Source organism: uncultured Hyphomicrobium sp., from assembly GCF_902826555.1.
Classification (GTDB): domain Bacteria; phylum Pseudomonadota; class Alphaproteobacteria; order Rhizobiales; family Hyphomicrobiaceae; genus Hyphomicrobium_C.
In genome coordinates, this window is sequence record NZ_CADEFI010000004.1 from 108,178 (window position 1) to 132,485 (window position 24,308).

Annotated in this window: 22 protein-coding genes; 13 read left to right on the forward strand and 9 right to left on the reverse strand. The window is 64.4% G+C overall.

Going from position 1 to position 24,308, the window contains the following annotated elements; translation table 11 throughout:
- Positions 1 to 102 precede the first annotated feature (102 nt).
- A complete protein-coding gene (locus QZV93_RS03710; RefSeq protein WP_295556080.1) occupies positions 103 to 1,458 on the forward strand; it encodes a thermonuclease family protein in 1,356 nt (451 codons plus the stop codon).
- A gap of 317 nt (positions 1,459 to 1,775) precedes the next feature.
- Here the strand turns inward: QZV93_RS03710 and QZV93_RS03715 are convergent, their stop codons facing one another.
- Complete coding sequence (locus tag QZV93_RS03715; RefSeq protein WP_295556081.1) at positions 1,776 to 3,170, reverse strand: FAD-linked oxidase C-terminal domain-containing protein; 1,395 nt, start codon at positions 3,168 to 3,170, stop codon at positions 1,776 to 1,778.
- 136 nt (positions 3,171 to 3,306) lie between these two features.
- On the opposite strand from QZV93_RS03715, the gene QZV93_RS03720 reads away from it, so the two are divergent.
- The 3 genes from QZV93_RS03720 to mutL all read left to right on the forward strand — a co-directional run bounded on the left by QZV93_RS03720 (position 3,307) and on the right by mutL (position 6,493).
- Complete coding sequence (locus QZV93_RS03720; RefSeq protein WP_295556083.1) at positions 3,307 to 4,107, forward strand: hypothetical protein; 801 nt, start codon at positions 3,307 to 3,309, stop codon at positions 4,105 to 4,107.
- Between the two features lie 83 nt (positions 4,108 to 4,190).
- A complete protein-coding gene (locus QZV93_RS03725) occupies positions 4,191 to 4,550 on the forward strand; it encodes a hypothetical protein (RefSeq protein ID WP_295556084.1) in 360 nt (119 codons plus the stop codon).
- Between the two features lie 140 nt (positions 4,551 to 4,690).
- A complete protein-coding gene (mutL, locus tag QZV93_RS03730; protein ID WP_295556085.1) occupies positions 4,691 to 6,493 on the forward strand; it encodes a DNA mismatch repair endonuclease MutL in 1,803 nt (600 codons plus the stop codon).
- A gap of 3 nt (positions 6,494 to 6,496) precedes the next feature.
- On the opposite strand, the gene rsmD is transcribed toward mutL, so the two are convergent.
- Together rsmD and QZV93_RS03740 are read right to left on the reverse strand one after the other, a co-directional pair.
- Positions 6,497 to 7,066: a 16S rRNA (guanine(966)-N(2))-methyltransferase RsmD gene (gene rsmD / locus QZV93_RS03735; protein WP_295556086.1), complete on the reverse strand. Its 570-nt coding sequence runs from the start codon at positions 7,064 to 7,066 to the stop codon at positions 6,497 to 6,499.
- Positions 7,066 to 7,908, reverse strand: coding sequence for a pseudouridine synthase (locus tag QZV93_RS03740; protein WP_363156505.1), 843 nt, complete (start codon positions 7,906 to 7,908; stop codon positions 7,066 to 7,068). Before QZV93_RS03740 ends, rsmD begins: the two co-directional genes overlap by 1 nt.
- Positions 7,909 to 8,180: 272 nt before the next feature.
- Here QZV93_RS03740 and QZV93_RS03745 point away from each other — a divergent pair, with 272 nt between their 5' ends.
- Complete coding sequence (locus QZV93_RS03745) at positions 8,181 to 8,645, forward strand: nucleoside deaminase (RefSeq protein ID WP_295556088.1); 465 nt, start codon at positions 8,181 to 8,183, stop codon at positions 8,643 to 8,645.
- Here QZV93_RS03745 and QZV93_RS03750 read toward each other — a convergent pair.
- Entirely contained in the window at positions 8,642 to 9,559 is a 918-nt protein-coding gene (locus tag QZV93_RS03750; protein ID WP_295556090.1) for a patatin-like phospholipase family protein, read from the reverse strand. The two genes, QZV93_RS03745 and QZV93_RS03750, sit on opposite strands and share 4 nt — an antisense overlap.
- A 174-nt stretch (positions 9,560 to 9,733) precedes the next feature.
- Here QZV93_RS03750 and QZV93_RS03755 point away from each other — a divergent pair, with 174 nt between their 5' ends.
- A complete protein-coding gene (locus QZV93_RS03755; protein WP_295556092.1) occupies positions 9,734 to 10,144 on the forward strand; it encodes a hypothetical protein in 411 nt (136 codons plus the stop codon).
- 84 nt (positions 10,145 to 10,228) lie between these two features.
- On the opposite strand, the gene QZV93_RS03760 is transcribed toward QZV93_RS03755, so the two are convergent.
- Positions 10,229 to 11,197, reverse strand: coding sequence for a D-glycerate dehydrogenase (locus QZV93_RS03760; protein WP_295556093.1), 969 nt, complete (start codon positions 11,195 to 11,197; stop codon positions 10,229 to 10,231).
- A 283-nt stretch (positions 11,198 to 11,480) separates the two neighbouring features.
- Here QZV93_RS03760 and QZV93_RS03765 point away from each other — a divergent pair, with 283 nt between their 5' ends.
- Positions 11,481 to 11,840 (forward strand): hypothetical protein, encoded by a 360-nt coding sequence (locus QZV93_RS03765; RefSeq protein ID WP_295556095.1) that lies wholly within the window; start codon positions 11,481 to 11,483, stop codon positions 11,838 to 11,840.
- Between the two features lie 117 nt (positions 11,841 to 11,957).
- Here QZV93_RS03765 and QZV93_RS03770 read toward each other — a convergent pair whose 3' ends face one another.
- The gene (locus QZV93_RS03770) at positions 11,958 to 14,408 is read right to left on the reverse strand and encodes a TonB-dependent receptor (protein ID WP_295556097.1); all 2,451 of its coding nucleotides are present in this window, start codon (positions 14,406 to 14,408) and stop codon (positions 11,958 to 11,960) included.
- Positions 14,409 to 15,140: 732 nt separating this feature from the next.
- On the opposite strand from QZV93_RS03770, the gene QZV93_RS03775 reads away from it, so the two are divergent.
- The 5 genes from QZV93_RS03775 to QZV93_RS03795 all read left to right on the forward strand — a co-directional run bounded on the left by QZV93_RS03775 (position 15,141) and on the right by QZV93_RS03795 (position 17,849).
- Positions 15,141 to 15,581, forward strand: a complete 441-nt coding sequence (locus QZV93_RS03775; protein WP_295556099.1) for a hypothetical protein — start codon at positions 15,141 to 15,143, stop codon at positions 15,579 to 15,581.
- Positions 15,582 to 15,596: 15 nt separating this feature from the next.
- Entirely contained in the window at positions 15,597 to 16,307 is a 711-nt protein-coding gene (locus tag QZV93_RS03780) for a MotA/TolQ/ExbB proton channel family protein (protein ID WP_295556100.1), read from the forward strand.
- Positions 16,307 to 16,750 (forward strand): ExbD/TolR family protein, encoded by a 444-nt coding sequence (locus QZV93_RS03785; RefSeq protein ID WP_295556101.1) that lies wholly within the window; start codon positions 16,307 to 16,309, stop codon positions 16,748 to 16,750. Before QZV93_RS03780 ends, QZV93_RS03785 begins: the two co-directional genes overlap by 1 nt.
- 25 nt (positions 16,751 to 16,775) lie before the next feature.
- The gene (locus QZV93_RS03790; RefSeq protein ID WP_295556102.1) at positions 16,776 to 17,456 is read left to right on the forward strand and encodes an energy transducer TonB; all 681 of its coding nucleotides are present in this window, start codon (positions 16,776 to 16,778) and stop codon (positions 17,454 to 17,456) included.
- 240 nt (positions 17,457 to 17,696) lie between these two features.
- Positions 17,697 to 17,849: a hypothetical protein gene (locus tag QZV93_RS03795; protein WP_295556103.1), complete on the forward strand. Its 153-nt coding sequence runs from the start codon at positions 17,697 to 17,699 to the stop codon at positions 17,847 to 17,849.
- 62 nt (positions 17,850 to 17,911) lie between these two features.
- Here QZV93_RS03795 and QZV93_RS03800 read toward each other — a convergent pair whose 3' ends face one another.
- The 3 genes from QZV93_RS03800 to QZV93_RS03810 form a co-directional block, all read right to left on the reverse strand.
- On the reverse strand, positions 17,912 to 21,403 hold the full coding sequence (locus tag QZV93_RS03800; RefSeq protein WP_295556104.1) for a mechanosensitive ion channel domain-containing protein: 3,492 nt from the start codon (positions 21,401 to 21,403) through the stop codon (positions 17,912 to 17,914).
- Positions 21,404 to 21,656: 253 nt separating this feature from the next.
- Positions 21,657 to 22,439 carry a hypothetical protein gene (locus QZV93_RS03805; protein ID WP_295556105.1) on the reverse strand — a complete coding sequence of 261 codons (783 nt, stop codon included), beginning with the start codon at positions 22,437 to 22,439 and terminating at the stop codon, positions 21,657 to 21,659.
- A gap of 65 nt (positions 22,440 to 22,504) precedes the next feature.
- On the reverse strand, positions 22,505 to 23,353 hold the full coding sequence (locus QZV93_RS03810) for a fumarylacetoacetate hydrolase family protein (protein ID WP_295556106.1): 849 nt from the start codon (positions 23,351 to 23,353) through the stop codon (positions 22,505 to 22,507).
- A 56-nt stretch (positions 23,354 to 23,409) separates the two neighbouring features.
- Between QZV93_RS03810 and QZV93_RS03815 the strand changes: the two genes are divergently transcribed.
- Positions 23,410 to 24,288 (forward strand): alpha/beta hydrolase, encoded by an 879-nt coding sequence (locus tag QZV93_RS03815; protein WP_295556107.1) that lies wholly within the window; start codon positions 23,410 to 23,412, stop codon positions 24,286 to 24,288.
- Positions 24,289 to 24,308: the final 20 nt, after the last annotated feature.

The following is a 24,308-nucleotide window of genomic DNA, read 5'->3' on the forward strand; positions in this document are numbered from 1 at the left end:
AAGAGAGACGCCCCCCTTTCGAAACATGTGAAGCAACACCGCGCGGGGAAGCACGTGTTCTGGCGGCGAAAACGCAATGAAGGGTTCGAATGGCGTGACTACGTGCGCACCACGATTCTGGTGCGTCGGGAGCAACGCCGTCAGCGGATCAAGGACGTGCAGGCCGCCGCCGCGGAAAAGGTGAAGGATGCGGGCAAGCGCGGCCTCGATGCCGGTCTTGCAGGAGCCAAGAGTGCTGGAGCGGGGCTTGGGCACGGCGCCAAAAGCTTGGGCTCGACGATCTTACACGCGTCCGTCAGCTTCGGCAGCACCGCGGCGGCCGCGATCGCACGCGGGGCCGCGGCCTTGGGATACGCGACGGCGAACGCAGCTGGCATCCTTTGGTCCGCATTGAGCGCGTTCACCCAGCGCATCGGCGAGCCGCTTGCCCCGCATCTGGACCCGCTCCTCGCCTGGGTCCGCGAGCCGAAACCTAATCTGGCCCTAAAGATCGTGGCCCTCCTCGCCGGCCTGGGCGCCGCCTATCGCACATGGACCTTCGGCTTCGACAGCGATGTGCTCGTCGTCGTGACGCTTGGCGGTTTGGCGGCGGCCGTTCTCCTGCTGGCCCACCTCGGTGATCCCCGCCGCAATCGCTATGCGAGCGAGCGCGAAAGCCTCCTCGAGCGGCTGCGCGGCCACGAATTCGAGCTTCCGGGCCACCGGCGCTTTTCGGCAGCACAGGCCGGGCTCACCATTCTCGGTCTGGTCGCGATCGTGACCACGGGCAGCGCCCTCTACCATTATGGATCGCCGATCTCGCTGGCCGGCCTCTCCTCCCCGGCTCCCGTGACCACCGGCGCACTCCCGGAAAACGACGCCTCACGCATCGAGGGACGCGCGGTGGCCGTCAGCGGTGACACGCTGCGCATTGCCGGAAAGAATGTTCTGTTGGACGGCATAGAAGCACCCGAGCCCTCGCAATCATGCCAGCGAGCAAGCGGATCGTGGAAATGCGGCACTGCCGCCAAGGATCAGCTCGCAACCCTGGTGCGCGGCCGCCGCATCACCTGCGATATCCTAGGCGAGGAAAGCAGCGCAAAGCGGGCCCGCTGCTATGCGGGTGGAGAGGACATCGCCGAACAACTCGTAAGCAGCGGCAACGTATTTGCTGATGGCGGCTTCTGGGGCAGCTACGCCGGCGTCGAAGGCCAGGCGCAGGAACGCAAGCTGGGCCTCTGGGCGGGCGAGGCCGAGCGCCCCCAGGATTATCGCGAAAAAAGGTGGCAGGAAGCCAAGAAGACCGCGCCCGAAGGCTGCCCCATCAAAGGCGCCATCCGCTCGGGAACGCGCACCTACGTCTTGCCCTGGGCGGCAAGCTACGAAAGCACCAAGGTCAGGGAATCCCGGGGCGAACGCTGGTTCTGCAGCGAGAGCGAGGCCGAAGCGGCCGGCTGGTCTCGGGGCTCGCAGTCCTAGCGCACAGACCCTGAAAATAGAAAGCCCGCGACCGGGGGGGCAGGTCGCGGGCTGAAGAACTATGACGCCCCTAGGGGGGATAGGTGGGACGGCGCCACGTTCGCACCCACATAGAAACCCGAAACAACCACGCTGCGCAAGACATGCCGCAGATCAATTGCGAGCGTTGTTTAAGATTTATGCTAACAAATAAGAAGAACTGTACGCGAGAGAATGAAGAACTATCTATTAAAAGTCGTATTATAAGAATACGGCGAATTTCGCCAGGCCCGATTGCTCTGCACCTTAATATCCGAAAAGCATGAGACGCACCGTCGTCACCCCATCTCGGGAAGCATCTTTCCCGGATTGAGCAAGCCTAGAGGGTCGAGGGCCCCTTTGATGGCGCGCATCGCCTCCACTGCGGGACGCCCGAGCTCCCGCTCCAGGTAAACCATCTTGCCCTGCCCCACGCCATGCTCGCCGGTGCAGGTGCCACCCAAAGAAAGAGACCGCTCGACCAGACGATCGAGCAACCTCCGCACGCGCGCGACGGCGTCGGGATCGGCCTCGTCGAAAACCGGGATCACATGGAAATTTCCGTCTCCGACGTGTCCGACGATCGGCGCGGGAACACCGGCCTCCGCGATATCGGCGACCGTCTCCTCCACGCAGCACGCGAGCGCAGTGAGCGGCACGGCCACATCGCTGACCAGCACGGTTTTGCCGGGCCACATCGTGCGCACCGACCAGTATGCATCGTGCCGGGCCCGCCAGAGCGTGCGCCGTTCGTCCGCTCCGGCAGCCCACGCGAACGAAAGCGCCCCATGGCGAAGCGCGATATCGCGAAAGGCCTCGAGCTGTTCTTCCGTCGCGGCCTCTCCGCCCGCGATCTCGATAAAGAGATGCGGCAGCTCCGGCAGAGCGAGCTTCGAATGAAAATTCACGGCACGGATCTGCACCGCATCGAGCAGTTCCACGCGCGCAAGCCCGAGCCCGGACGCATTGGCCTCGATGGTCGCCTCGCACGCCCCTCCGATCGACCCGAACGGACAAGCCGCCGCAAGCACGCGCGCCGGGATCGGATGCAGCTTCAGGGTGAGCTCGGTGATGATTCCGAGCGTGCCCTCCGATCCGACCAACAGCCGCGTGAGATCGAGCCCGGCCGCAGACTTCCGCGCGCGTCCGCCCGTCGTCAACACATCTCCGTTCGCCATCACCGCCTTGAGCGCAATGACATTGTCGCGCATGGTCCCATAGCGCATGGCGTTGGTGCCGGAAGCGCGCGTCGCCGCCATACCGCCGAGCGTCGCCTCTCCCGCACCGGGATCGACCGCAAAGAACAGGCCGAGGTCGCGCACATGCGCGTTTAACGCGCCGCGTGTCACGCCGGCCTCCACCGTGCAATCGAGGTCGCCTGGTCCCACCGCCAGAATGCGCGTCATTCTCGAGAGATCGACGGAGATGCCGCCGAGCGGCGCATTCACGTGGCCTTCGAGAGACGTACCCGCACCGAACGGAATGAGCGGGGCGAGATGGCGTCGCGCCAGATCCATGATCGCCACCACCTCGTCTGTCGTCGAAGGCCACACCACGGCATCCGGCGGCTCGGCCGCGATCCAGGTCAGGGTGTTGGCATGGGCGCGGCAAACGGCTTCCCCCGTGTCCACACGGGGACCAAACAGCGCTTTGAGCTCGGAAATCGCCGCAGAAATACCTGCAGAGTTGCGCATGCCGACGTCTCCCCCGCGCGCTGCCTGATCCGCATATCGAAGACCGCCGTAAAGGCAGCAACTTCTTTTTGTTTGTCCGATGCAGTAACACTGGCGCGTTCGCCGGGCTTCGCATATCCGCACACGGGAGTAAATCATGCTTCGCAACGCGCGCTTGGCGAGCCTCGCCCTGATCGCGATCTGCGCTGTCGTCGCCGGCATCGCCCCGGCACACGCGGACGACCGCGATGTCATGTTCGGCCACCGGGATCTGGAGCTCGGCATTGATCGCGATGTCATCAAGGTCGGCGACGATCTCGGCAAATTCAATCGCATACGCCTGCGCGTCGTCGGCCACGACGTCCACGTATCGGCGCTGCGGATCGTCTTCGTCGACGGCTCCCAGCAGGACATCGCCGTCGACGCCGAGATCAAGGCCGGCGCCCGCTCCGGCTGGTTCGGCGTCGACGGCGGAAAGTTCATCCACGAAATTCAGCTGAGCTACCGCGCCCAGCCCGGCATCCGCGATGAGGTCCGCATCGAGGTCACCGGCGAGTACGCAAAGGACTGGCTGACCGCCGCAGGTGAAGGCCGGAATTACCACGAAGGCTGGGTGCTGCTCGGCGCTCAGACCGCGGGCTTCACCGGCTTTGACCGCGACATCATTGCGGTGGGCGAGAACCAGGGCGGCTTCACGCGCCTTCGTGTCCAAGCCGTGGACCGCGCCATCACACTGAAGGAGATCCGCATCAAGTTCGCCAGCGGTCCCGACGAGGTCTTCGCCATGCGCGAGCGCATCGACCCCGGCAAACCCTACGGTCCGCTCGAATTCAAAGGCGGCAAAGCGCCCATAAAATCCATCGAGGCAACGTACCGCTCGCGCTTCGACCTGGCCAAGGGACTGAAGAACGCGCTCGACGGCCGTCCCGCCGTCGTCCAGATCTGGGGTCAACACTGACCAAGCATAGACAGAGCCGAACTTTCACCTTTGCCGCGACGTGGGCAACAGGGCGTGTCCGCCGATGGGGGCTTGTCGCTGCGATGGCGACGCTGGGCGCAACTCTGCCGCGCGCCGAGCAGGCGCTTGACGTCCTCGCCACGGCCCGTACCAACAACCGCACGCAGAGCCTGACGTTTCGCGTGCCGGCCCATCAGAGCCGTGTCTCCGAGCTTCGCATCCGTTCGGGAAGTCTCGCCATCACGCTCGTCGGACTCGAAATCGCATTCAGGGATGGCGGCACCGAACGCTTTGTCCTGCAGGGGGCTCTGGCGCCAGGACACCAGAGCCAGCCGATTCCCGTCGACCCCAGCCGAACGATCCGCGAAGTCCTCGTCACCAAGCAGCCCGGCCTGCGCCCCGGCGAAACCGCGATCCAGCTCCTCGGCAAGGTGCAACCATAGGCGCACGCATCCGACGCCAAATGGCGACGCTGCATCCCTCTGGGATATTGAGGACAATTCGCACAGCACGCGCCCTTCCTCGCCTTGCTGCGCCGGAGTACCCTTCCGCACCGTAGAGATTCGGGGATTCCCACGCCGCGATGGCCATTCGTCAGCTCAGCCCAGAGACCGTCAACCGCATCGCCGCGGGCGAGGTCGTCGAGCGCCCGGCCAGCGTCGTCAAGGAGCTGGTCGAGAACGCCCTCGACGCCGGCGCAACCGAGATCGAGATCGTGACTGCCGCCGGCGGACTGTCGCTGATCCGCGTCACCGACGACGGCTGCGGCATGGACGAGAGCGACCTCGCACTTTGCGTCGAGCGTCACGCCACCTCGAAGCTCGACAGCGACGATCTGCTGGCGATCCGTACGCTCGGCTTCCGCGGCGAGGCGCTGCCCTCCATCGGTGCCATCGCCCATCTCGCGATTGCCTCGCGTCCGCGCGGCACGCGCGACGCACTCGAGATCGCCGTCGACCGCGGCACGAAGCAACCCTTGAAACCCGCAGCCCTCAATCCCGGCACGCGCATCGAGGTGCGCGACCTCTTCTCCGCCACCCCCGCGCGCCTCAAGTTCCTGAAATCCGAGCGCGCGGAAAATCTTGCTGTCTCCGAAACCGTGAAGCGCCTGGCCATGGCCCATCCGCACGTCGGCTTCTCGCTCACCATGGGTGAGCGGACCGGTTTGCGGCTGCCGCGCTCGACGGCGAACCCGGATGGCATGCTCGAGCGCCTTGGCCGCATCATGGGCCGCGAGTTCATGACCGATGCCGTGCCGATTGCGGGCGAGCGTGACGGCGTGAGCGTCAAGGGCTTCGCGGGCCTGCCGACGTTGCATCGCCCCGACGCAACCTATCAGTTCCTGTTCGTCAACGGCCGCCCCGTGCGCGACAAACTCGTCGTCGGCGCCGTGCGCGCAGCCTACGGAGACCTCGTGCCGAAAGGGCGTCACCCCCTGCTCGCGCTCTTCGTCGAGCTGCCCCCCACCGACGTCGATGTCAACGTCCACCCCGCCAAGGTTGAGGTACGCTTCCGCGACAGCGCCGCAGTGCGCGGCCTTCTGATCGGAGCCTTGCGCCACGCCCTGGAAGGCGCAGGCTTCCGGGCCACCGCCCAGGGCGGCGCGCGCACCCTCGAGACTCTGGCGCGCGCACAACCATCTGCATCACGATACGATGAGCCACGCCCAGACCTCGACTTTGCGCGCGCCGGTGCCGAAACCGGTTTCGCGGAAGAGCGGCAAACGCCATTTGCCGGTCTCGACATGCCCACCGCCGATGCGACCGCGCATGAAGAAGCCGTCTCCGCGTCGTCGGCCAATGAAAGCCGCCCACTCGGCGCCGCACGTGCCCAACTGCACGAAACCTACATCGTCGCCCAGACCGAGACCTCCGTCGTCATCGTCGACCAGCATGCCGCCCACGAGCGCCTTGTCTACGAGCGCCTGAAAAAGGCCCTCGCCAACGGCGGCGTCGCGCGTCAGGCCTTGCTCATTCCCACCGTCATCGAAGTCGGGGAGGATGAAGCTCTCGCCCTCGACGAGAAAGCGGCGGAGCTGGCGGAGCTGGGTCTCGTGCTCGAGCGCTTCGGCACAGGCGCTGTCGCCGTGCGCGAGACGCCCGCTCTGCTCGGGACCTCCGACATCCAGGGACTGGTCAGGGATCTCGCGGCCGATCTCCTGTCGGAGGGCGCGGGCGCACCGTTGCGTGAGCGTCTGGAATCAGTGGCATCGCGCATGGCCTGCCACGGCAGCGTGCGCGCCGGTCGCCGTCTCACTGCCCCGGAAATGAATGCACTTCTGCGCGAAATGGAGGCGACGCCGTTCTCCGGCCAGTGCAATCACGGCCGGCCGACCTACGTCGAGCTGAAGCTCTCCGACATCGAGCGCCTCTTCGGCCGCAAGTAGCTCTCAGCCTCCGGAACCATTGAAGCCGCCGAACACCGCCTGCGTATCGCCCCAACTGCGCCGGTCGATCTCCGTGAAGCCGTCCGGCAGCACGACGTCGGCGCTCGCACGCTCCTCCAGCACGACCACCGCACCGGGCGCGAGCCACCCCCCGTCTCTGAGCACGGCGAGCGCCTTCTCGCCCAGCCCCCGGCCGTAGGGAGGATCGAGAAACGCCAGCCCATAGGGTTCCATGTTTCCGGCCGGACCGAGATCCGTCGCATTACGGCGAAAGATCCGCGTCGCACCCGTCAAGCCCATGGCTTCGATGTTGGTACGGATCAGCGCCCGCGCTTCCGGCGCCTCCTCGACGAACAGACAGTAGGCCGCCCCCCGAGACAGCGCCTCGATACCGAGCGCACCCGTGCCCGCGAAGAGATCGATCACCCGCACGCCTTCAACCGAAAAATCCGGCACGCCGTGCATCAGGATGTTGAACACCGCTTCGCGCACGCGGTCCGAGGTCGGCCGCAGACCCTCGTGCTGCGGAGCGGCCAAGGCCCGCCCGCGAAAAGTGCCGCCGACAACGCGCATCAGGTTTCCTGCTTGCCCTTGGATTTCTGAGGCCGATGGGGCTTTCGGCCACCGCGCTTGCCGGCCGCGTCATCGTCCTTGTCGGTAAGCCCGAACTCGGCTGCCAGCTCCGGGCCGAGCTGATCGGCCAGCACGCGCCGCCGCACGACCTCCGCCTCGCCGGGCTTGAGATCGAGAAGCTGAAATGGCCCGAACGAAATGCGGATCAACCGATTGACGTCGAGGCCGAGGTTGGACAGCACTTTTCGCACTTCGCGGTTCTTACCTTCCCGAATACCGACGGTCAGCCACATGTTGGCGCCCTGCGTCGTGTCGACCACCGCCTCCACCGGCCCATACCGCACGCCTTCGATCTCGACACCCTCCTTGAGCTTGTCGAGATCGGCTTGCGTCACGCGTCCCTTGGCGCGCACGCGATAGCGGCGCAACCAGCCCGTTGCCGGCAGCTCCAGGTGCCTCGCCAGCTCTCCGTCGTTGGTGAGCAGGATCAGCCCCTCGGTGTTGAAATCCAGCCGCCCGACCGAGATCACACGTGGCAGCCCCGGCGGAAGATTGTCGAACACCGTCGGCCGCCCCTGCGGATCGTTATGCGTCGTGACGAGCCCCTTTGCCTTGTTGTAGCGCCAGAGCTGTGACGGCTCCGCCACCGGCAGCGGCTGACCATCGACCAGAACACGGTCGCGAGGGCCCACCTCTATGGCCGGCGTCTTGAGCACTTTGCCGTTGACGTTGACCCGCCCGTCCGCGATCCAGCGCTCGGCTTCCCGCCGCGAGCAGAGACCGGCCCGCGCCATGGCCTTCGCGATCCGCATCGGCTCGGAGATCGACGCGATCTTCTGCACCACCCTCTTGCCGGCGGGCCCGCCGGGGCGTTTGCGGAAATGCCCGCCTGCGGGGGAGGCCGCCTTCTCCCGCCGTTCGCCCCGGTCGTCTCCGCCCTCGCGCGGCTTCCCGGAAAAGGCGCGCGAGCGGGAGCCTCTACCGTCTTGCGGCTTGCCCCGAGGTGAGCGATGTCCGAATGATGATTTGCGCATGGGCTTGGGCTCACGAGTGCTTCCCGAAAATGGGAACCGGTTTTCGAACAAGAAGCACGAGAAACAAGGAGGAGCACCTTATGACACTGCCGGCCCGCCTCGGCCACATGGAACGTGCGCTCCATGAAGCCCACGCCGCTGCGGCACGCGGCGAGGTTCCGATTGGCGCCGTCCTCGTAAGCCCGGAGGGCGAGGTTGTGGCAGCCGCCGGCAACCGCACCCGCGAGCTGTCGGACCCGTCGGCCCATGCCGAGATGCTTGTGATCCGCGAAGGCGCGGCGAAACGCGGCAGCGAGCGCCTCATCGGCCACGACCTTTACGTCACGCTCGAGCCTTGCCCCATGTGCGCAGCCGTCATCTCGTTTGCCCGTATCCGCCGCCTCTACTATGCCGCGCCGGATCCGAAAGGCGGCGGCGTGGAGCAGGGACCCCGCGTTTTCAGCCACGCCACCTGCCACCATCGCCCCGAGCTCTATCCTGGCCTCGGCGAAAGTGAAGCGGCGGCGCTCCTCAAATCCTTTTTCGCCGTCCGCCGTGAGGACTAACGCGGTCTTTGCACGGCCGACGAAGCGAGCACGCGCTCGAGCTTGGCACGAAGCTGCGCTTTCGCCGGCTCCGCCGCCGCAAGGATCTCGCGCACCTTGAGAAACTCCAGCGCCTGATAGTGCCCCGTTCCTGCGTCGATGTAGATGTCCGGCTGATGCGCCTTGAGCTTCTCGCGCACGATCGAGCGCTCGAAAAGGAACGGCGAGGCCATCAAGGCTTCGATCGCCGTCGGCCGTGGGCGAGACGCCGAAGGGACCGTTGTCCCCGACACGTCGATGGCGACCACAACATCCGCTTCGCTTGCCACGAGATCGAAGGGGAGCGGGTTGGTGAGCCCGCCGTCGATCAGGCTCCGGCCATTGATGAGCACCGGCTCGAAGATGACCGGTAGCGCCATGCTTGCCCCGACCGCCGGCCGGAGCGGTCCGGAAGAGAACACCGTCGCTTCGAGCGCATAGAAATCGCTCGCCACCACATTGAGCGGGATCGCGAGATCCTCGAACGACTGCGGCACGCCCGCGGGCAGCACGAGATCGAGAAGCGTGGCTGGAGCGAGAAACGAGGCACGCGCCGAGACGAGATCCCAGAACCGCCCGGCACCCTGCACGCGAGCGGCGAACAGATCGCGCACGAGTCCCACGCGTTTGGTTAACATGTCTTCCGTATGCGAACGGATCTCGCGCGCCGAAAGTCCGGCCGCATACGCCGCCCCGTAGATCGCGCCGATCGATGTCCCGGCAATGATTTTCGGTTTGATTCCAAGCTCGTCGAAGGCTTCGAGCATAAGAATGTGCGCAAGCCCCCGCGCCCCGCCCCCACCGAGAACGAGGCCGATTGAAGGCGCGCCACCGTCGACCGACGGAACGCCCTGGTCGCGTTTTGCCGCAATGCGCGGGGCTGCCGCGTCTGCCATGATCAAGCCTCAGAGATAGCTTCTCTGCCCATCATAGGCAGGTCCGGCGCCGGACAAAATCCGTTCGAGCGCGATTTCCCTGCCTCAGTTCTGTGACCGCTCGACGAGCTTGGCCCACGATCGCGGCCGAAAAAGCAAGACCACCTCGCCGGTCATTTGACGACGGAGATGATCATGACGACCCAATGGGCCACCCGCGCCTCGACCCTGCTGCTCGGCCTTGCGATGGCAATCTCACACGGTGCCGATGCGCACGCCGAGCGCTGGCCCGGCACGACGGCTTCCATCGCCGGCGCGATTGCCGCGCGCATCATTGCCGTGAAATGCAGTGGCCCGCTGACGCCTGCCGAAATCGCCGAGCTCGACGCCTATATCGACGAGCGCCAGACGGCGTTCATGATGGAAAGCGAAGCCAACCAACGCATCAGCGAGGCCGTTTTCCCGCAGCTCGCACGTGATTACAACAAGAGCTATTCGAAGCGCGAAGCCTGCGATGCAAATGCCCGCGACATGGCGAAGGATATGCTGCAGCGGGTGCGCGACGCACAGGCCGAGCTGAAGAAGCGCGCCGAAGTCAAACAGTAGCTTTGCCGGGCACTCTTGAATCGATCGGGGCAGGCTGCGTCTGGCAGTCTGCCCCGAAATCTTTTCAAAGACTGGCCTCGGCCGTCAGGCGAGCTTGAACGGCATATCCTTGCCGGCGAAGAACGCGTCGATGTTGTCGAGCGCTTCGAAGCCCATCTGATTGCGCGCTTCCACGGCAGCCGAGCCGAGATGCGGGAACAGGAACGTGTTGGGCAGATCGTAGTAGCCCTCGTTGATCTTGGGCTCGCCCGCGAACACGTCGAGCCCCGCGTAGCCGAGTCGGCCCGACTTCAACGCCGCGATCATGTCCCCGTCGTTGACGAGGTCGCCGCGCGCCGTGTTCACGACAATAGCCCCCTTGGGCAGCTTCTCGATGGTGGCCTTGTTGAAGAAGCCGCGCGTCTCCGGCGTCGAAGGCGCATTGATCGAGAAGAATTGCGAGACCTTGAGCAGGCTGTCCAGGCTGTCGTGGTAGGTCGCGTTGTACTTCGCCTCGACCTCGGGCTTTGCCCGGTAGATATCGTAGTAATGGATCTCCATGTCGAAGCCGCGCGCGCGCTGCGCCAGTGCCTGGCCGATCTTGCCGAAGCCGTAGATGCCGAGCTTCTTGTTGTCGAGCCGCTGACCAACGAGCTGCAGCGGCTGCCAGCCGGGCCAGGAGCGCGTGCGGATCATATTTTCACCCTCACCTGCGCGGCGCGCGGCGCCGAGCAGCAGCAGCATGGCGATCTCGGCCGTGGCGACGGTGACCCCGTGCGGAGCATTGCCGACCTTGATGCCGCGCGCCTTGCAGGCCTCAAGGTCGATATGGTCGAAACCGATCGAGAACGTCGAGATGCACTTGATGTTCTCGGGCACGCGCTCGATGACGGCCTTCGGGCACTTCTCATTGAGCGTCAGCAGGATGGCGTCCACAGACTTCGCGGTCTCGAGCATCTCGTCGACCGTGATCTTCGGATTGTCGCCGTGAGCGATGACGTCATAAGACTCGCGGGCCCGCGCCATGACGGCCTCCGGCAGGGGCCAAGTGATGAGGATCTTCTTCTTTGCCATGGGTCGCGTGTCCTTCCCCGAGTTAGACTTTCGTGTGAGGCTGGCCGCGATCCATGCCGCATGGAGCGCGCGCTGACAAGCCTTTCGAGATGGTTTTTGCCGGCGCTTACCCCTTGCCGCAGTGCGGAAAATCCCGCCCCCGCCTCCTGACTTCCGCCGCTGCGCAAGGCCCCGCGTAACCCTTTGTTCACCATGAGGCCGCACTGTCGAGCGGCTCTGAGATCAAACGCCGCGGGCAATTTCGCGCCGCGCCGCACCTCGTCGACCTATCGAAATGTGAACCATGCGCGCCCTCGTTGTCGCCCTGGCGCTGCTCGCCGGCCTCAAGATCTGGATCCAGGATAGCGCCTACCGCAGCGCCACCGAGGACGCGCTTCTGCTCGCCTATCGGGCCAAGGCCGCCGACGCCTGCGCTGCAATCTCGGGGGCGGAAGCACGAAAGAGCGCGGCGGACTTGTCGACTGGTCCCGAGCCACGCGTGACCGTCGGCAACACGGCGCTTTCCGTCCACATCTGGGACTTCGATAACGCACTCTGGAATGCACGCTTCCGCCAACCCTATCTGGTGCTGTCGGCACCTGGCGCGTCATTGTCGTGCGCCTACGACATCCTGGCCGGCACCGCCACCATCACGCACTCGTAGCTGAGCGCAAGCCGAGCAGCAGCCGCCAATGAAAAAGGCGGCTGGCTGTAACGCCGGCCGCCTCTAATCTTGTGAGTGGGATTGCACCCGGCCTCATGCGGGCCGTGGCGGCCGCTCCTAGAACTTGACCTTCACACCGCCATAGGCCGCGAACGGCATTGCAGGAGAGATCGTCCGGGAATCGGCGAAACCAGGGCCGCCAAGCACCTCGTCGACATCCTCGCCGACGTCGTCAGCCTCGAAGTACGTTCCGTAGAGACCGTACCGCTGGTTGAACAGGTTCTTCACGAGACCGTAAATTTGAATGTTGTCCGTGATGTCATAGGACGAGTGCAAATCGATGCGCGTATAGCCGGCAAGCAGGTTCGGAACAGGATTGGCCTCCTCGGTGGCCTCGTTCTTGAACAGAGGCTGCTTGGTGGCCGCCACGAGATCCGCACCGAACTTCCACTTGGGCGTCAGCCAGTATTCGAAGCCCGCCTTGAAGCGCTGGCGCGGAATACCGGGCAGCCGGTCGCCGGATTCGAGGAAGGCGCACTCCCCGCTCGGATCTTCGCAGGAGTCGAGCGTCGCATCGACATATGCGTAGGAACCGTACACGCTCCAACGGCGCGTCTCGTACGTTGCCGTAAGCTCCACGCCCTGACGCAGAGTATCGCCCGCGTTGATGAAGTAGACCCGGCCCGCGGTGTCGGTGATCGGCAGGATGTCGTCGGACGCCAGCGTGCGGAACAGACCGGCGCTCCAGGTATATTGACCGCCGTAGTAGTTGCCTTGTCCCCGCAGACCGATCTCCGACGTGTGCCCGACCACCTGCTCGAGCGGCGGATCGTCCGTCAGGAAGCCTTCGACGAGGCACGGAGCATCAGGCTCGGCGCAACCGAGTTCCGCAGGCGTCGGCGCGCGGTTCGATTCCGAATAGCCGCCGTACACCGAGAGACCAGGCAACAGCTTGTAGTTTCCGCCGATCTGCGGATTGAAACGCTCGTAGGTGTTGGTGGCGTTGAGCTCGGGGAAGTCGCCCGTGTTGTCCTCGAGCTTGATGCGCGCGTAGTTGTAACGTCCGCCGACGGTCACCGTCAGCTGATCCGTGACGTCGAGCGCGTTGGAGAAGTAGAGACCCCAGTAGGTGTTTTCGGAGTCGAGATCGCGCGGCGAGACCTCGTTGTCGTCGTCGGTGATGATGATGCCGGAGCCTTCGACCACGTACTTGGGCTGAATTTGCCCAATCTCGCTCGACGTCGTGTAGTTCGAGCGCCCATGGTCATACGAAAGACCGGCGATCAACAGGTTCGGACGCCCGAACAGCGGCGACTTGTCCTGCCCTTCGAGCACGCCGCCCCAGCTCTCGCTGTCGGTGTTGAGACGATCGAGCGTACCGAGCGGTTCGTCGAAATCGGCGGGGTTCAGGAAAGCGCCGTTGGCTGCATTCTGAATGAAGTCGGTCGGATTATCTTCCGGACAGAAATTGGCGCCGGCGTTGCAATCCTCGAGCTCCGTGACGTTGCCGTCGATCACGCTGTTCTTGTAGTTGCGGTAATAGCCGACGCCGGAAACGGTCAGCGTGCTGGTCGCCTTCACCGTCGCCGAGATCGTCGGCATGTAGACTTCGAGATCGGTCGTCTGCGGCGTGGTGAAGGTGTTGCTCCAGCTCCGCTCGAGAAGCTCGACGGGCGCCGCAGCCGAAGCGCCGAACTCGTTTTTCGCGGCCGTCAGGCTGAAATGCACTTCAGCCAGGCTGCCCTTGAGGCCGATGTCGCCGTAGAAGCGCTTGACCTCGCTATCCGAGAAGTCGCGGAAGCTGTCGTCCTTCATGGCCTCGGCGGCGACATAAATGCTGGCGTTGCCGCTCGACCCGCCGGCCTGTACGCCGACCTGTGCGCGCCCGAACGAGCCCGCCATGATGTCGAGCTCGCCGCCTTGATAGCTGAAGCCGTCCTTCATGAGAATGCTGACGGCGCCGCCCAAGGCGTTCAGGCCGAACGAGGGGTTGTTGCTGACCACCGACATGGAGGAGATGGCGTTGCTCGGGATCACGTCCCACTGCACCGTATCGCCGAAGGCCTCGTTGATGCGCACGCCGTTTTGATAGACGGCGAGGCCCTGCGAACGGCCGCTGACCGGCGAGGCGTCGAAGCCGCGATAGGAAACCTCCGCGCGGAGCGGGTTGCCGGCAGCGTCGGAAATGATGATGCCCGGCACCTGCTGCTGGAGGGCCTGCTGCACCTGCATGGTGCCTTCACGGTCGATGTCGGTGTCCGTAACGTTCGTCACCGCGCTCGGCACCGTGATCGGGGCCGGCAGTCCGGCGCCTGCGCCCTGCGAACCGGCGCTGCCGCCACCTGCGCCCTCGGTCGCAACCGTGGCCGGCGCATTGCTGAGCGGCGACACGGCCGGAGCCTTTTTCTTGGCACGCGCGGCCTTCTGAACCGGCGTCTCCTGCACGACATCGACGGCAGGGAGCTCCGTCTCGGGCGCGGCAGGCGCTCCCCCCGTCTGCTGTGCGCCGGCCATGTGCGGCACCAGCACGAGTGCGCCCGCAACCAAAGTAATCCGTCCGAAATTCATTCCCCTGCCTCCCAGTAAAGACACGGCAGACGCATTGTGAGCGCCTTTGCCGATCCTCCCCCGTACGCGCCCCTCCAGGCGATTACCGATGAATGACTATGGGGCCCACCACAATTGGGTCAACTTTGTAACAGCACACCAAGACTGGTTCCCGGCAGTTTTCCGCGCCGATGTGACCATATCGCATCGGGAATATTTCCCGATTTACTAGGGAATTATTCCCAACCGCGGAAATGAGGTCGAAACCGGGAGAAATTCCTTTAGTATCAGGGCCGTTTTCCCCATCCGGACCGTCCCGGAGGGATTCCGCGAAGCGCCCGGGAATTCCTCCACCCCACCTGGGATCGCAGACACCGATGAACTCGAATCGCCGACACGGACAGAAGATGGAATCTAGCATCATTCGCCCGCCGCGAGACGCCTGCTCTCAGTTGATTCCCGCCCCAATTTGGGGATAGTGACCGTCGGGCACGGCACACGGGAATTGCCGGGCCGGAGTTGAGGAGATTACGGACCGGTTCGCACCCAGGCCCTAGAAAAAGATTATCCAAACCAACACTTTATCGAGGCCGTCTTGTACACGGCGACATCTCGCGAGTGTGTGTGGCACGGAAACCGGCGTTGTGTCAGGTTATAATAGAACCAAAACAAGGCGAGCGTCCCGTCGGCGGGTCCTGATGACATCCGGCGCGTCAAGCAAAGCCAGGAAATATGAAGTCTAGGAGGCAGTACTTGATCCGCGAAATCTACGCCGCATGTAAAGTCATCGGCACCGTCGCCGTTGCTTGTCTGTCCCTCGGTATTTTGCCGGCCTTGGCAGAACCGAAGGCTCTGTCGGTGGAGCTGAACAAGCTCGAGCCCCAGGGTGCCGGATGCCGGGCTTATGTCGTCGTTCAGAATGACGACACCACGGCCTACAAAACTTTCAAGCTGGACCTGGTCCTGTTCCAGCAGGACGGCGTCATCGGCCGGCGGTTCGCCATGGATCTTGCGCCGCTGAAAGCACAGAAGCGCACTGTGAAGCTGTTCGATCTCGACAATATTGCGTGCGACAAGATCGGCAGCTTTCTGATTAACGACGTCGTCGAGTGCGCGACGGACACTGGCCCGGTCGAGAATTGCCTCGCCGGTGTAACGGTCAAGTCGCTGACAAGCGTGCAGTTGACGAAGTAGCGTAAGGGGAAGTTCGTGGAGCAGATTACCGTCGCGGCCGGACACGATTTTTCGTTCTACGGCCTAGTCTTGCAGGCTGACCCCGTCGTCAAGACGGTCATGCTGTTGCTGGTCCTCGCTTCGGTGGCCTGCTGGGCCATCATTCTCGAGAAAGCCGTGCGCCTCAGCAAGCTTGGCCGCGATCTGAAGCGCCTCGAGCGCACGGTGAGCGACGAAACTCCCACCGAGGCTCCGCGCGGCCTGGTACGCAATCTACTCTCCGCAGCCCACCACGAGGCCGAGGACGGCGGCCGCAACGAGCCTCGCGCCGAGCTGCGCGCCCGTCTCGAGCGCGCCATGCGCCTATCGCTGAAGGGCGAACTCCAGCGGCTCGAGGTCGGCTTGCCGTTTCTCGCCACCGTCGGATCCGCGGCACCATTCATCGGACTGTTCGGCACCGTCTGGGGCATCATGAACAGCTTCACGTCGATCGCTCAGCAGAAGGATACCTCGCTCGCTGTCGTTGCGCCGGGCATCGCCGAAGCGCTCTTCGCCACCGCGCTTGGACTTGCTGCCGCGATCCCGGCCGTTATGGCCTACAACATGATCTCGGTTTCGCTCGGCCGCGGGGCGAACCGTGGATCGTCGACGATCGTCGAGCTCGCGAAGCGTCTCTCGCGCCCCCAGTCTGAGCCGTTCGCCCGCCCCGCCGGCACCGAGCCGCTGCGCGCAGGAAAGGCCTCCTGATGGCGATGGCGGTCGGAAATGGCGCGCCGCAGGGCGACGAGGACGATGCCGGCTATCGCCCGATGGCCGAAATCAACATCACGCCCATGGTCGACGTGATGCTCGTGCTGCTTATCATCTTCATGGTGGCGGCACCGCTGATGGTCGCCGGCGTGCCTCTCGAGCTGCCGAACACCTCCGCCGCCCGCGTCAGCCAGTCCAAAAAGGCGATGGTGGTGTCGCTTGCCGGCGACGGCGCACTCTACATCCGCGAGGAGCAGGTATCCGCCGACGGCCTCGTTCCACGCCTGCGTGAGCTAAGGGCGTCGGAAGGCGACTCCGTCGTCTACGTGCGTGCCGACAAGAAGAGCAGCTACGGCGACGTCATGGACGTCCTGGGCCGTGTCGGCGAAAGCGGATACGGACGCGTCTCGCTGCTTTCGCAACCGAAGCCGAAGCCGTAGCGAGCCACGGAGTTCTGTGCGTAAGATGTCGCTTCGCACCGTCACATGGATGATCTCGTTCGCGCTGCACGGCGGCATCGCGGCATTTTTCCTGACGACGCCCGGAGGAGCCTCTCTGGAAGCGGGCGCAGGCGATGACGTCTTCGTCGTCGAGCAGGGTGTCTACCAGGAGCGCGTCGAAGCTGTTGAGGCGCCGCCCCAGGTGCTCCAGTCCGCGCCTCCCGTCGAAGAGATAAAGCCCATCGAGGAAGATGCGCAGGCCGTCATCTCATCCGAGAGCGGCCCCGAGCAGGAAAAGGTCGTCGAGGAGCTCAAGGAAGAGGTCAAGGAGCCGGTCGAGAAGCAATTCGCAGCCGTCCAGCAGACCGAACTCGCCGTCGAGGAGCAGAAAGCCAGGGAGGAGGAAGGGAAGACGGGCGGCAACACCACCGCGCTGTCGGCCTATCGCGGCCAGCTCTTTTCTCACATCTCGAAGAAGAAGATGAACCCGCGCTCTAGGCTCGCGGGCACCGCCATTGTCCGCTTCACGGTCGGCCCCGGAGGCGAGCTGTTGTCGCGCGAGATCACGTCGAGCTCCGGATCCAAGCTGCTCGACGACGCCGCAGTCGCCTCGATCGACCGCGCCGCTCCGTTCCCGGCCATGCCGAAAGATGCCGGCGACGAGCCCATGGTCGTGTCCGTCCCGTTCAAGTTCTCGGTGCGCTAAACGCGCCTCGGCTCGAACAACCACCCCAAAATCGAGACGTTTTCAAACAGCGCGCCGTGTCCCGCTGCCATCGGCTTGCGCCATAGCCGGCACCTATAGATTTGACAGGCCATCGATATTTCTCAAGCCCCGCTGCTGGCGCGTAAGTCCTTGCCTACGGCCGGCGCCCCGCCAGCGAAACGCAGGCGATCCCCCAACGACGGCCGCCAACCGAAGCAGAGCAAATCTACGGAGACCATCATGAGAACGCTTCTTGCGACCGCAGTCATGGCGGCAAGCCTTGCCGCAGGCGCACTTGCCGCTCAGGCAGAGCCCACGTGGCACTATCCCTACAAGGCAAACCCCTACGCAACGCAGCAGAGCACATCCTCGACCGCAACTGCTCAACGTTGATCGGAAGCAGGGTACGGAGCGATCATCGCTCCGTACCCTCTTTGCGGTACGAGTAACGCCCTTCAAGACATCGCTATTTCCTTTTCGCGCAGCGCCCGCTCGATCGCCACGTGAAGATCGTTGATCACCGTTGCGCGATGGGCGAGCTGCAGCACGAAGGCGCGCACCTCGAACTCGAGAGCAGACGCGCCGAACCCGATGAAAAACACGCTCGGCGGTGGCGTATCGAGCACGTGCGGCGTCGATTTGACGGCTTCGAGAATGAGCATCTGCGCCCGCAGGGTATCGGTTCCGTAGCGCACGGAAACCTTGAGCGTCACGCGCGTGATGCTGTCGGTCAGCGTCCAATTGATGACCTTGTCGGTGATCAGCGACTTGTTGGGGATAATGATCTCTCTGTTCTCGCCATCCGTCATGCTGGTCGCGCGGATATGGATGCGCGACACGGTGCCGGTCAGATTGCCGATCGTCACCGTATCGCCGACACGCACCGGCCGCTCGAAGAGGATGATCAGGCCCGAAATGAAGTTGGCAACGATCTCCTGCAGTCCAAAGCCGACACCGACACCCAGCGCCGCCACGATCCACTGCACTTGGCTCCAATCGAAGCCAATGCTGCGGAAGGAAAAGATGATGCCGACGATGGCGATGAGATAGCGGCTGACGGCGCCCACCGCATAGCGAGTGCCGGCCTCGATGCGCAGCCGGTGCAGTGCCGTGATCTCGAGCAGCCCCGGCAGATTTACGGCAGCGATCCAGGTAATGACGCCGATCGCCAGCGCGACCAGAACGTTCGACACAGTGATCGGCAAGCTGCGCGTCGCACCGTCGACAGTGACCGTCTGCTGCCAGAGAGGCACGTCGAGCAACGCCAGTGAAGGCAGCGCCTCGCGCCAGAAGAAATAGAGCGCAGCAGAGAGCAGCAGAAACGCTCCCAGGCGGACGAGCTTGCGCGTCTGTTCGCTGATCGAGGCGATATCGACCTCGGGCTCGGCCAGTACCACCGGGGGCGGATCGCCGCCTGCCTCGGTCACCTGCTGTGCCGCGGCAGCTTGCGCGCGTGCCTTTTCACGCCGCTCGTAGGCGCGCCGGATCTCGAGCCGCCGCCGCGCCACCAGCACCTCCCGCATCACGACGTTGTAGCCGAGGAACGCGGCAACAACGATGGCGATGGAGAGCACGAGACCGTTCTGGAACTGCGTCGCGCCGTCGTAATAGCCCCAAAGCGCGAGCCCGGCGATCGCGAGCGGAGAGAGAGAGAGCACGGGATACCAGATATGGCGGGTGATCCAGGCCAGGCTGCCCTGGGACAGGCGCTCGGCGAAGATGCCGTGCCTGGGATGAAGGATCCGCAAGAGAAACACCGAGACCGCGAGGCCGCCGGCGAGAAACGCGAAACGGCCGAGGCCGTCGCGCAAATTCTGGGCGCTGCTGGCATCGATCATTCCGAGAATGAGTGCAACAGGAATGATCGCGAACTTCAGCCACTGGATGTTGCGATAGAGCACATCCCTCGCCCGCTCGCTCCATCTGAAATGCACGGCGAAGAGACCGTGTTCGATGCAGATGAACTGCACGAAGCGCAGGAAAGCGACAATCGAGGCGACAGACAGCAATCCGGCACCGACGCCGACCACGAAATCGTTTTCCTGGGGTAAGGAGGTCAAGAGCCACCCCGCGTACCCGAAGACAAGCGGCGTCTTGATCGCGAGAAGCGCTGAGATGACGAGCGCTTCCGGAGTGCGCCAATAGTTGTCTGTCGAATAGCGCCCCACGGCTTCCGAGATGGCACCCAGCCGGGCCCGCAGGCGCCGCGTGAAAAGACAGAGCCCGCCGAACACGAGCAGCACGAGCCCGGTCAACACAGGCTGCCCCACGGCGCGATCAACGAGCGCCTTTCCGGTCGCCATCCAGGCTTCGCCGTTGAACAGCCATCCGAAGCTCGCGCGTACCTGGTTGAACCAGCCGAACCCGATCGGATCGGCGCTCGGCAGCCACAACAGGCGGCTGTTCAAGAGCGTCCTCAGCTGAGTGGTTTGATTGAGAAGGTCGCGGTCGGTGACATTGAGCTCGGCAAGCTGGCTGATACGCGTGACCAGCGCATCGTGGAGTTGCACATAGAGGTCGCGCCGGGCCGCCACCAATTGCTCCAGGGCGGCGCGCACGCTTGCCGGAGGCGGGGCCTCCCCTTGCTTCAACGACGCCAGGAGCACGCGATCCGCCATGCCGCCGGTGTCGGAGAGCGCACGCCTGGCTTCCTCCGCATGCAAGCGCTTCAACCGGGCATCGACGATCGTCTGATCGCGGTCCCAGATCCGCCGCTGCAGCGTTGCCACGACGGGAAGCTGGGCGCGCATCGCCCGCAACAGCTCGCTGAACTCGCCGCCGATGCTGCCGATTTCCAACACCTGCTGCGCCGCCACCTTGCTATCGCGCACACGCGCGAGATCAGCCTGGATCTCTGCAAGCTTGGATTTGTTTTCGTCGATGCGGCGGGTTGCGGTGTCGCGCCGTTGCCGGATCGCGTCCGTGTCCTTGACATAGGCTTCGAGCACCGGATGCTGGGCGGAGAGCCGACGAGCCTCGCGGTCCACCTCATCCTGCTTCTTGCTGGCTTCCGCTTCCTTGAGGCCGTTGAGATGCGCCTCGATGATCGGAATGCGCTTGCCGAGCTTGTCGAGCTTGGCGGCGGCGAGATCCCGCCGCGCGGTAGCGGACGCTTGACGCGCCGGCAGACTGATCAATTCCTGTTCAAGAAGATTGAGCTTGGCGGATCGCGCACGCCTCTCCGCGCTTTGCAAAGTACGGCGCGCCTCAACGATCACAGGATCCTGATCGGCGGAGGGTGCCGCCTCAGGGTTGTCGAGCGCATCGAGAGCCTGCTTTTCCGCCGATTGCTCCTCGCGCGCAGCCGTCGAGCGGGTGCTCATATCGCGCAAGCGCGTCTCGAACTGACCCAACTCCGTCTTGAGCGACGCCGCTTCGCCGTTGGCCGCATCCAGGGCCTGCTGCGCCTCGCTGAGCGGGAGCTTGCTGATCCGCTTCGCGAACTCGTCTTCGCCGGGCTCCTTCTGCAACGCATCCAACTGTTGCTTGGCTTCCGCGACACGCTCGGGCGAACGCTGCGCGGATTCCTGAAACCGCGTAGCCGCAGCCGCGTTGGCCACCGCCGCCTCCGACTGACCGAGAGCGGTGCGAAGAAGCGTGAGAGCTTCCTCGCGGATCGCCGGCGCGACGTCGGTCCGCGCCTCGAGTTCCTGGATGCGCGCCTTCGCGCGCTCGATGGAGCGCTCCGGGCCTGAGGTCGCTTCGGCAGCCTCTTGTCCCTCCGGCGTACCGGCCGCCTTGTCCGCAGCGCCGTCCTTGGGCTGCTGTGGCGCTGCTGTAGGAGCAGCAGGAGGGGCAGGAGTAGGGGCAGCCTTCGCGGCCGGCGCAGCTCCCTTTGGCGCAGGCGGTGCCTGGGCAGGGGCCTGCGCATACGACGCGGCGGAGAAGACGAAAAGCGCGAGCGCAAACACGCCGCGACCGAGGCTCGAACGGGAGAATGTCATCATGGCGCCGGAGTAGCTGTATCGGTTGCGAATATCAACCCGCGGCACGCCGGACCCACAACGCCCTTGGCGCACGCTCGGAACGTAGAATTTGCCTCTTTCAGGCTTTTGTGCGGCATGGGGTGCGGAAATTGGAACACGTCGCGCTTTCTCGTTCGCCGGTCGACGCTACGAACACCGTTTCCCGCTACCAGATCGTGTTTGCGAGCGCCGGAATGTCATGCCGAAATCTCGTCCATCGGCACGCGCAGCGGCACTAGGGCAGCAGTTCGCCCGCCAGCAATCGGATGACCTGAGAAACCGAGCGCTGGCTCGCACGGACAAGCGCCAGTAGGTCCTTCCCCTGCGCGATCCATTTCCTGTCGAAAAGATTATGCGAAAGCCGAAGCTGCCAGATGGAAGGATGTGTGCCGATACCGTAGCCGAACACATCGAACAGCTCGCGTTCCTCGGCGATGAGCCACGCAGCCAGCGCTTCGAGCACATCGGTGTCAACGTCGAGCTTCGATTTCAGGGCGAGGAGAAGCAAGGCGACGCCCATATAGTTGCGCTCGCCCCACGTGCGGTCGACGCGCGGCAACAGCCATGCGAGCGCCGCCATGGCCTCCCGCGAAAGGTTCTCGTCAAGTTGCCCCAAACTCTCGACGAGCTGAATGCAGGTGGCACTCTTGCCGTCAGCGCTCGGACCCGTCTGCGGATCGCCGTAGGCCTTGAGGAGAACGGCGCAGCAGAAGGCGCGCACCCAATGCCCTTCGAGTCCGGGAAGCTCCTCTTCCCGGCGCGTTCGATCGGCGGCATCCGGCTCCGACCACCTTCTGAGCTCGAGCACCTCCATGGGCACCCACAGCAAGGGATCGTCGATCGGACCCCCATCTCGAATGGACCGGATGGCGGCGAGATGCGCCTCCGCGTCATGGCCGTAGTCCGCAGCTGCGACGTTTTCGAGCAAACGATCGCTGATCCGCCGCGAGATGCGCCGCAAGAGCCCATACGGGTTGGGGTTGAAGGCATCCAGCACGACGACGTCGAGTTCCGCCATGGCAGGCTCCCCGCAAGATCTTGAAGCCCTATCCGGCGAGCACAGTGGAAGTTCGGCGGACCCGCTTATCCGGGGAACGGCACCACGGTCTGCCGCTGCAAGCCGAGGCCGGCGATCTCGAGCTCCATCACGTCGCCGGCCTTGAGATACTGCGGCGGCTTCATCACCGATCCCACTCCCGGCGGCGTACCCGTCGTCACCACGTCGCCGGGCTCCAGCACGCAGAACTGCGTGATGTAGGCCACCAGGTACGGGATCGAGAAGATCATGGTCGCCGTCGTGCCCTGTTGCTTCACCTCGCCGTTGACCTTGAGCGACATGGCGAGATTGGACGGATCCGGAACCTCGTCTGTGGTGACGAGCCACGGCCCCAGGGGTCCGAAGGTCTCAGCAGCCTTGCCCTTGAACCACTGCCCGTTGCGCTTCATCTGAAAGCGCCGCTCCGACACGTCGTTGCAGATCGCATAGCCCGCCACGTAATCCAGAGCGTCCTTCTCCTCCACGTAGCGCGCCCGCTTGCCGACCACGAAGGCAAGCTCGAGCTCCCAATCCATGCGATCGGAGTTCTTGGGATAGATGACGTCGTCGAACGGCCCCGACACCGTGTTTCCGAGCTTGTTGAACAAAATTGGCTCGGACGGAATCTCGAGGCCAGCCTCCTTGGCATGATCCGCATAGTTGAGACCGACGGCAATGAAGCTCCACGGCCGCGCGACGGGCTGCCCGAGCCGTACCCCCTCGGGAGCAAACGGGAGGGAGGTCGGATCGATGGCCTTCAGCTTGGCGAGGCTCTCCGGTGCCAGCGTCTCGCCCGTGATGTCCGCCACATGCTGCGAGAGGTCGCGGACTTTGCCGTCCTTGTCGACGAGGCCGGGCTTCTCCGAGCCCTTGGATCCGAACCGAACGAGCTTCATATGGCTTCCCTCGATGTCACGCTTTGCTATCTAATGTCGGGGAGAGAGGTTCCCCGATGTTCGAAGGCTTTACATCACACACCGTTGCCGTCGGCAACGGCATTGAGATCGCAGCGGTAGTGAAGGGCGATGGGCCCCCGCTCCTCCTGCTTCACGGGTATCCCGAGACCCACGCCTGCTGGCGCAAGATCGCCCCCGAGCTTACGCGCCGCTTCACGGTGGTCGCAGCGGATCTGCGCGGTTACGGCGCCTCGAGCAAGCCGCCAGGCGGCGGCGACCACGCCGCTTATTCGAAACGCGCCATGGCCGCCGATCAGATGGCTCTCATGCAAGCCTTGGGCTTCGACCGCTTCCGCCTCGTCGGACACGACCGCGGCGGCCGCGTCGCCCATCGCCTCGCCCTCGATTACCCGGAGGCCGTGAAGCGGCTTGCGGTGCTCGACATTTGCCCCACGGCCACGATGTTTGCGGCAACCAACCAGGCGTTCGCCACCGCCTACTACCACTGGTTCTTCCTCATCCAGCCGGCGGACCTTCCGGAGCGTATGATCGCCAACAACACGCACTATTATATCCGCCAGACCATCGCCTCCTGGTGCAAGACGGAAGACGCCTTCGACGAGACGATCCTGCGCCACTACGTCGAGTCCTATTTCGATCCCGCTGCCATCCACGCCGCCTGCGAGGACTACCGCGCGGCCGCCACCATCGACCTCGTGCACGACACGCAAAGCGATGCCGCCGGCGCCAAGCTCGGCATGCCGCTCCTGGCCCTCTGGGGCGCGCGTGGCACGGTGGGAAAGATGTTCGACGTGCTCGCCACCTGGCGCGAAAAATCGGAGAGCTGGGTCAGCGGCCACGTCCTCGACTGCGGCCATTTCCTGCCCGAGGAAGCCCCGGACGCGACCCTGGAAGCGCTCCTCGACTTCTTATGACCCGCTCATGCACAGCCCCG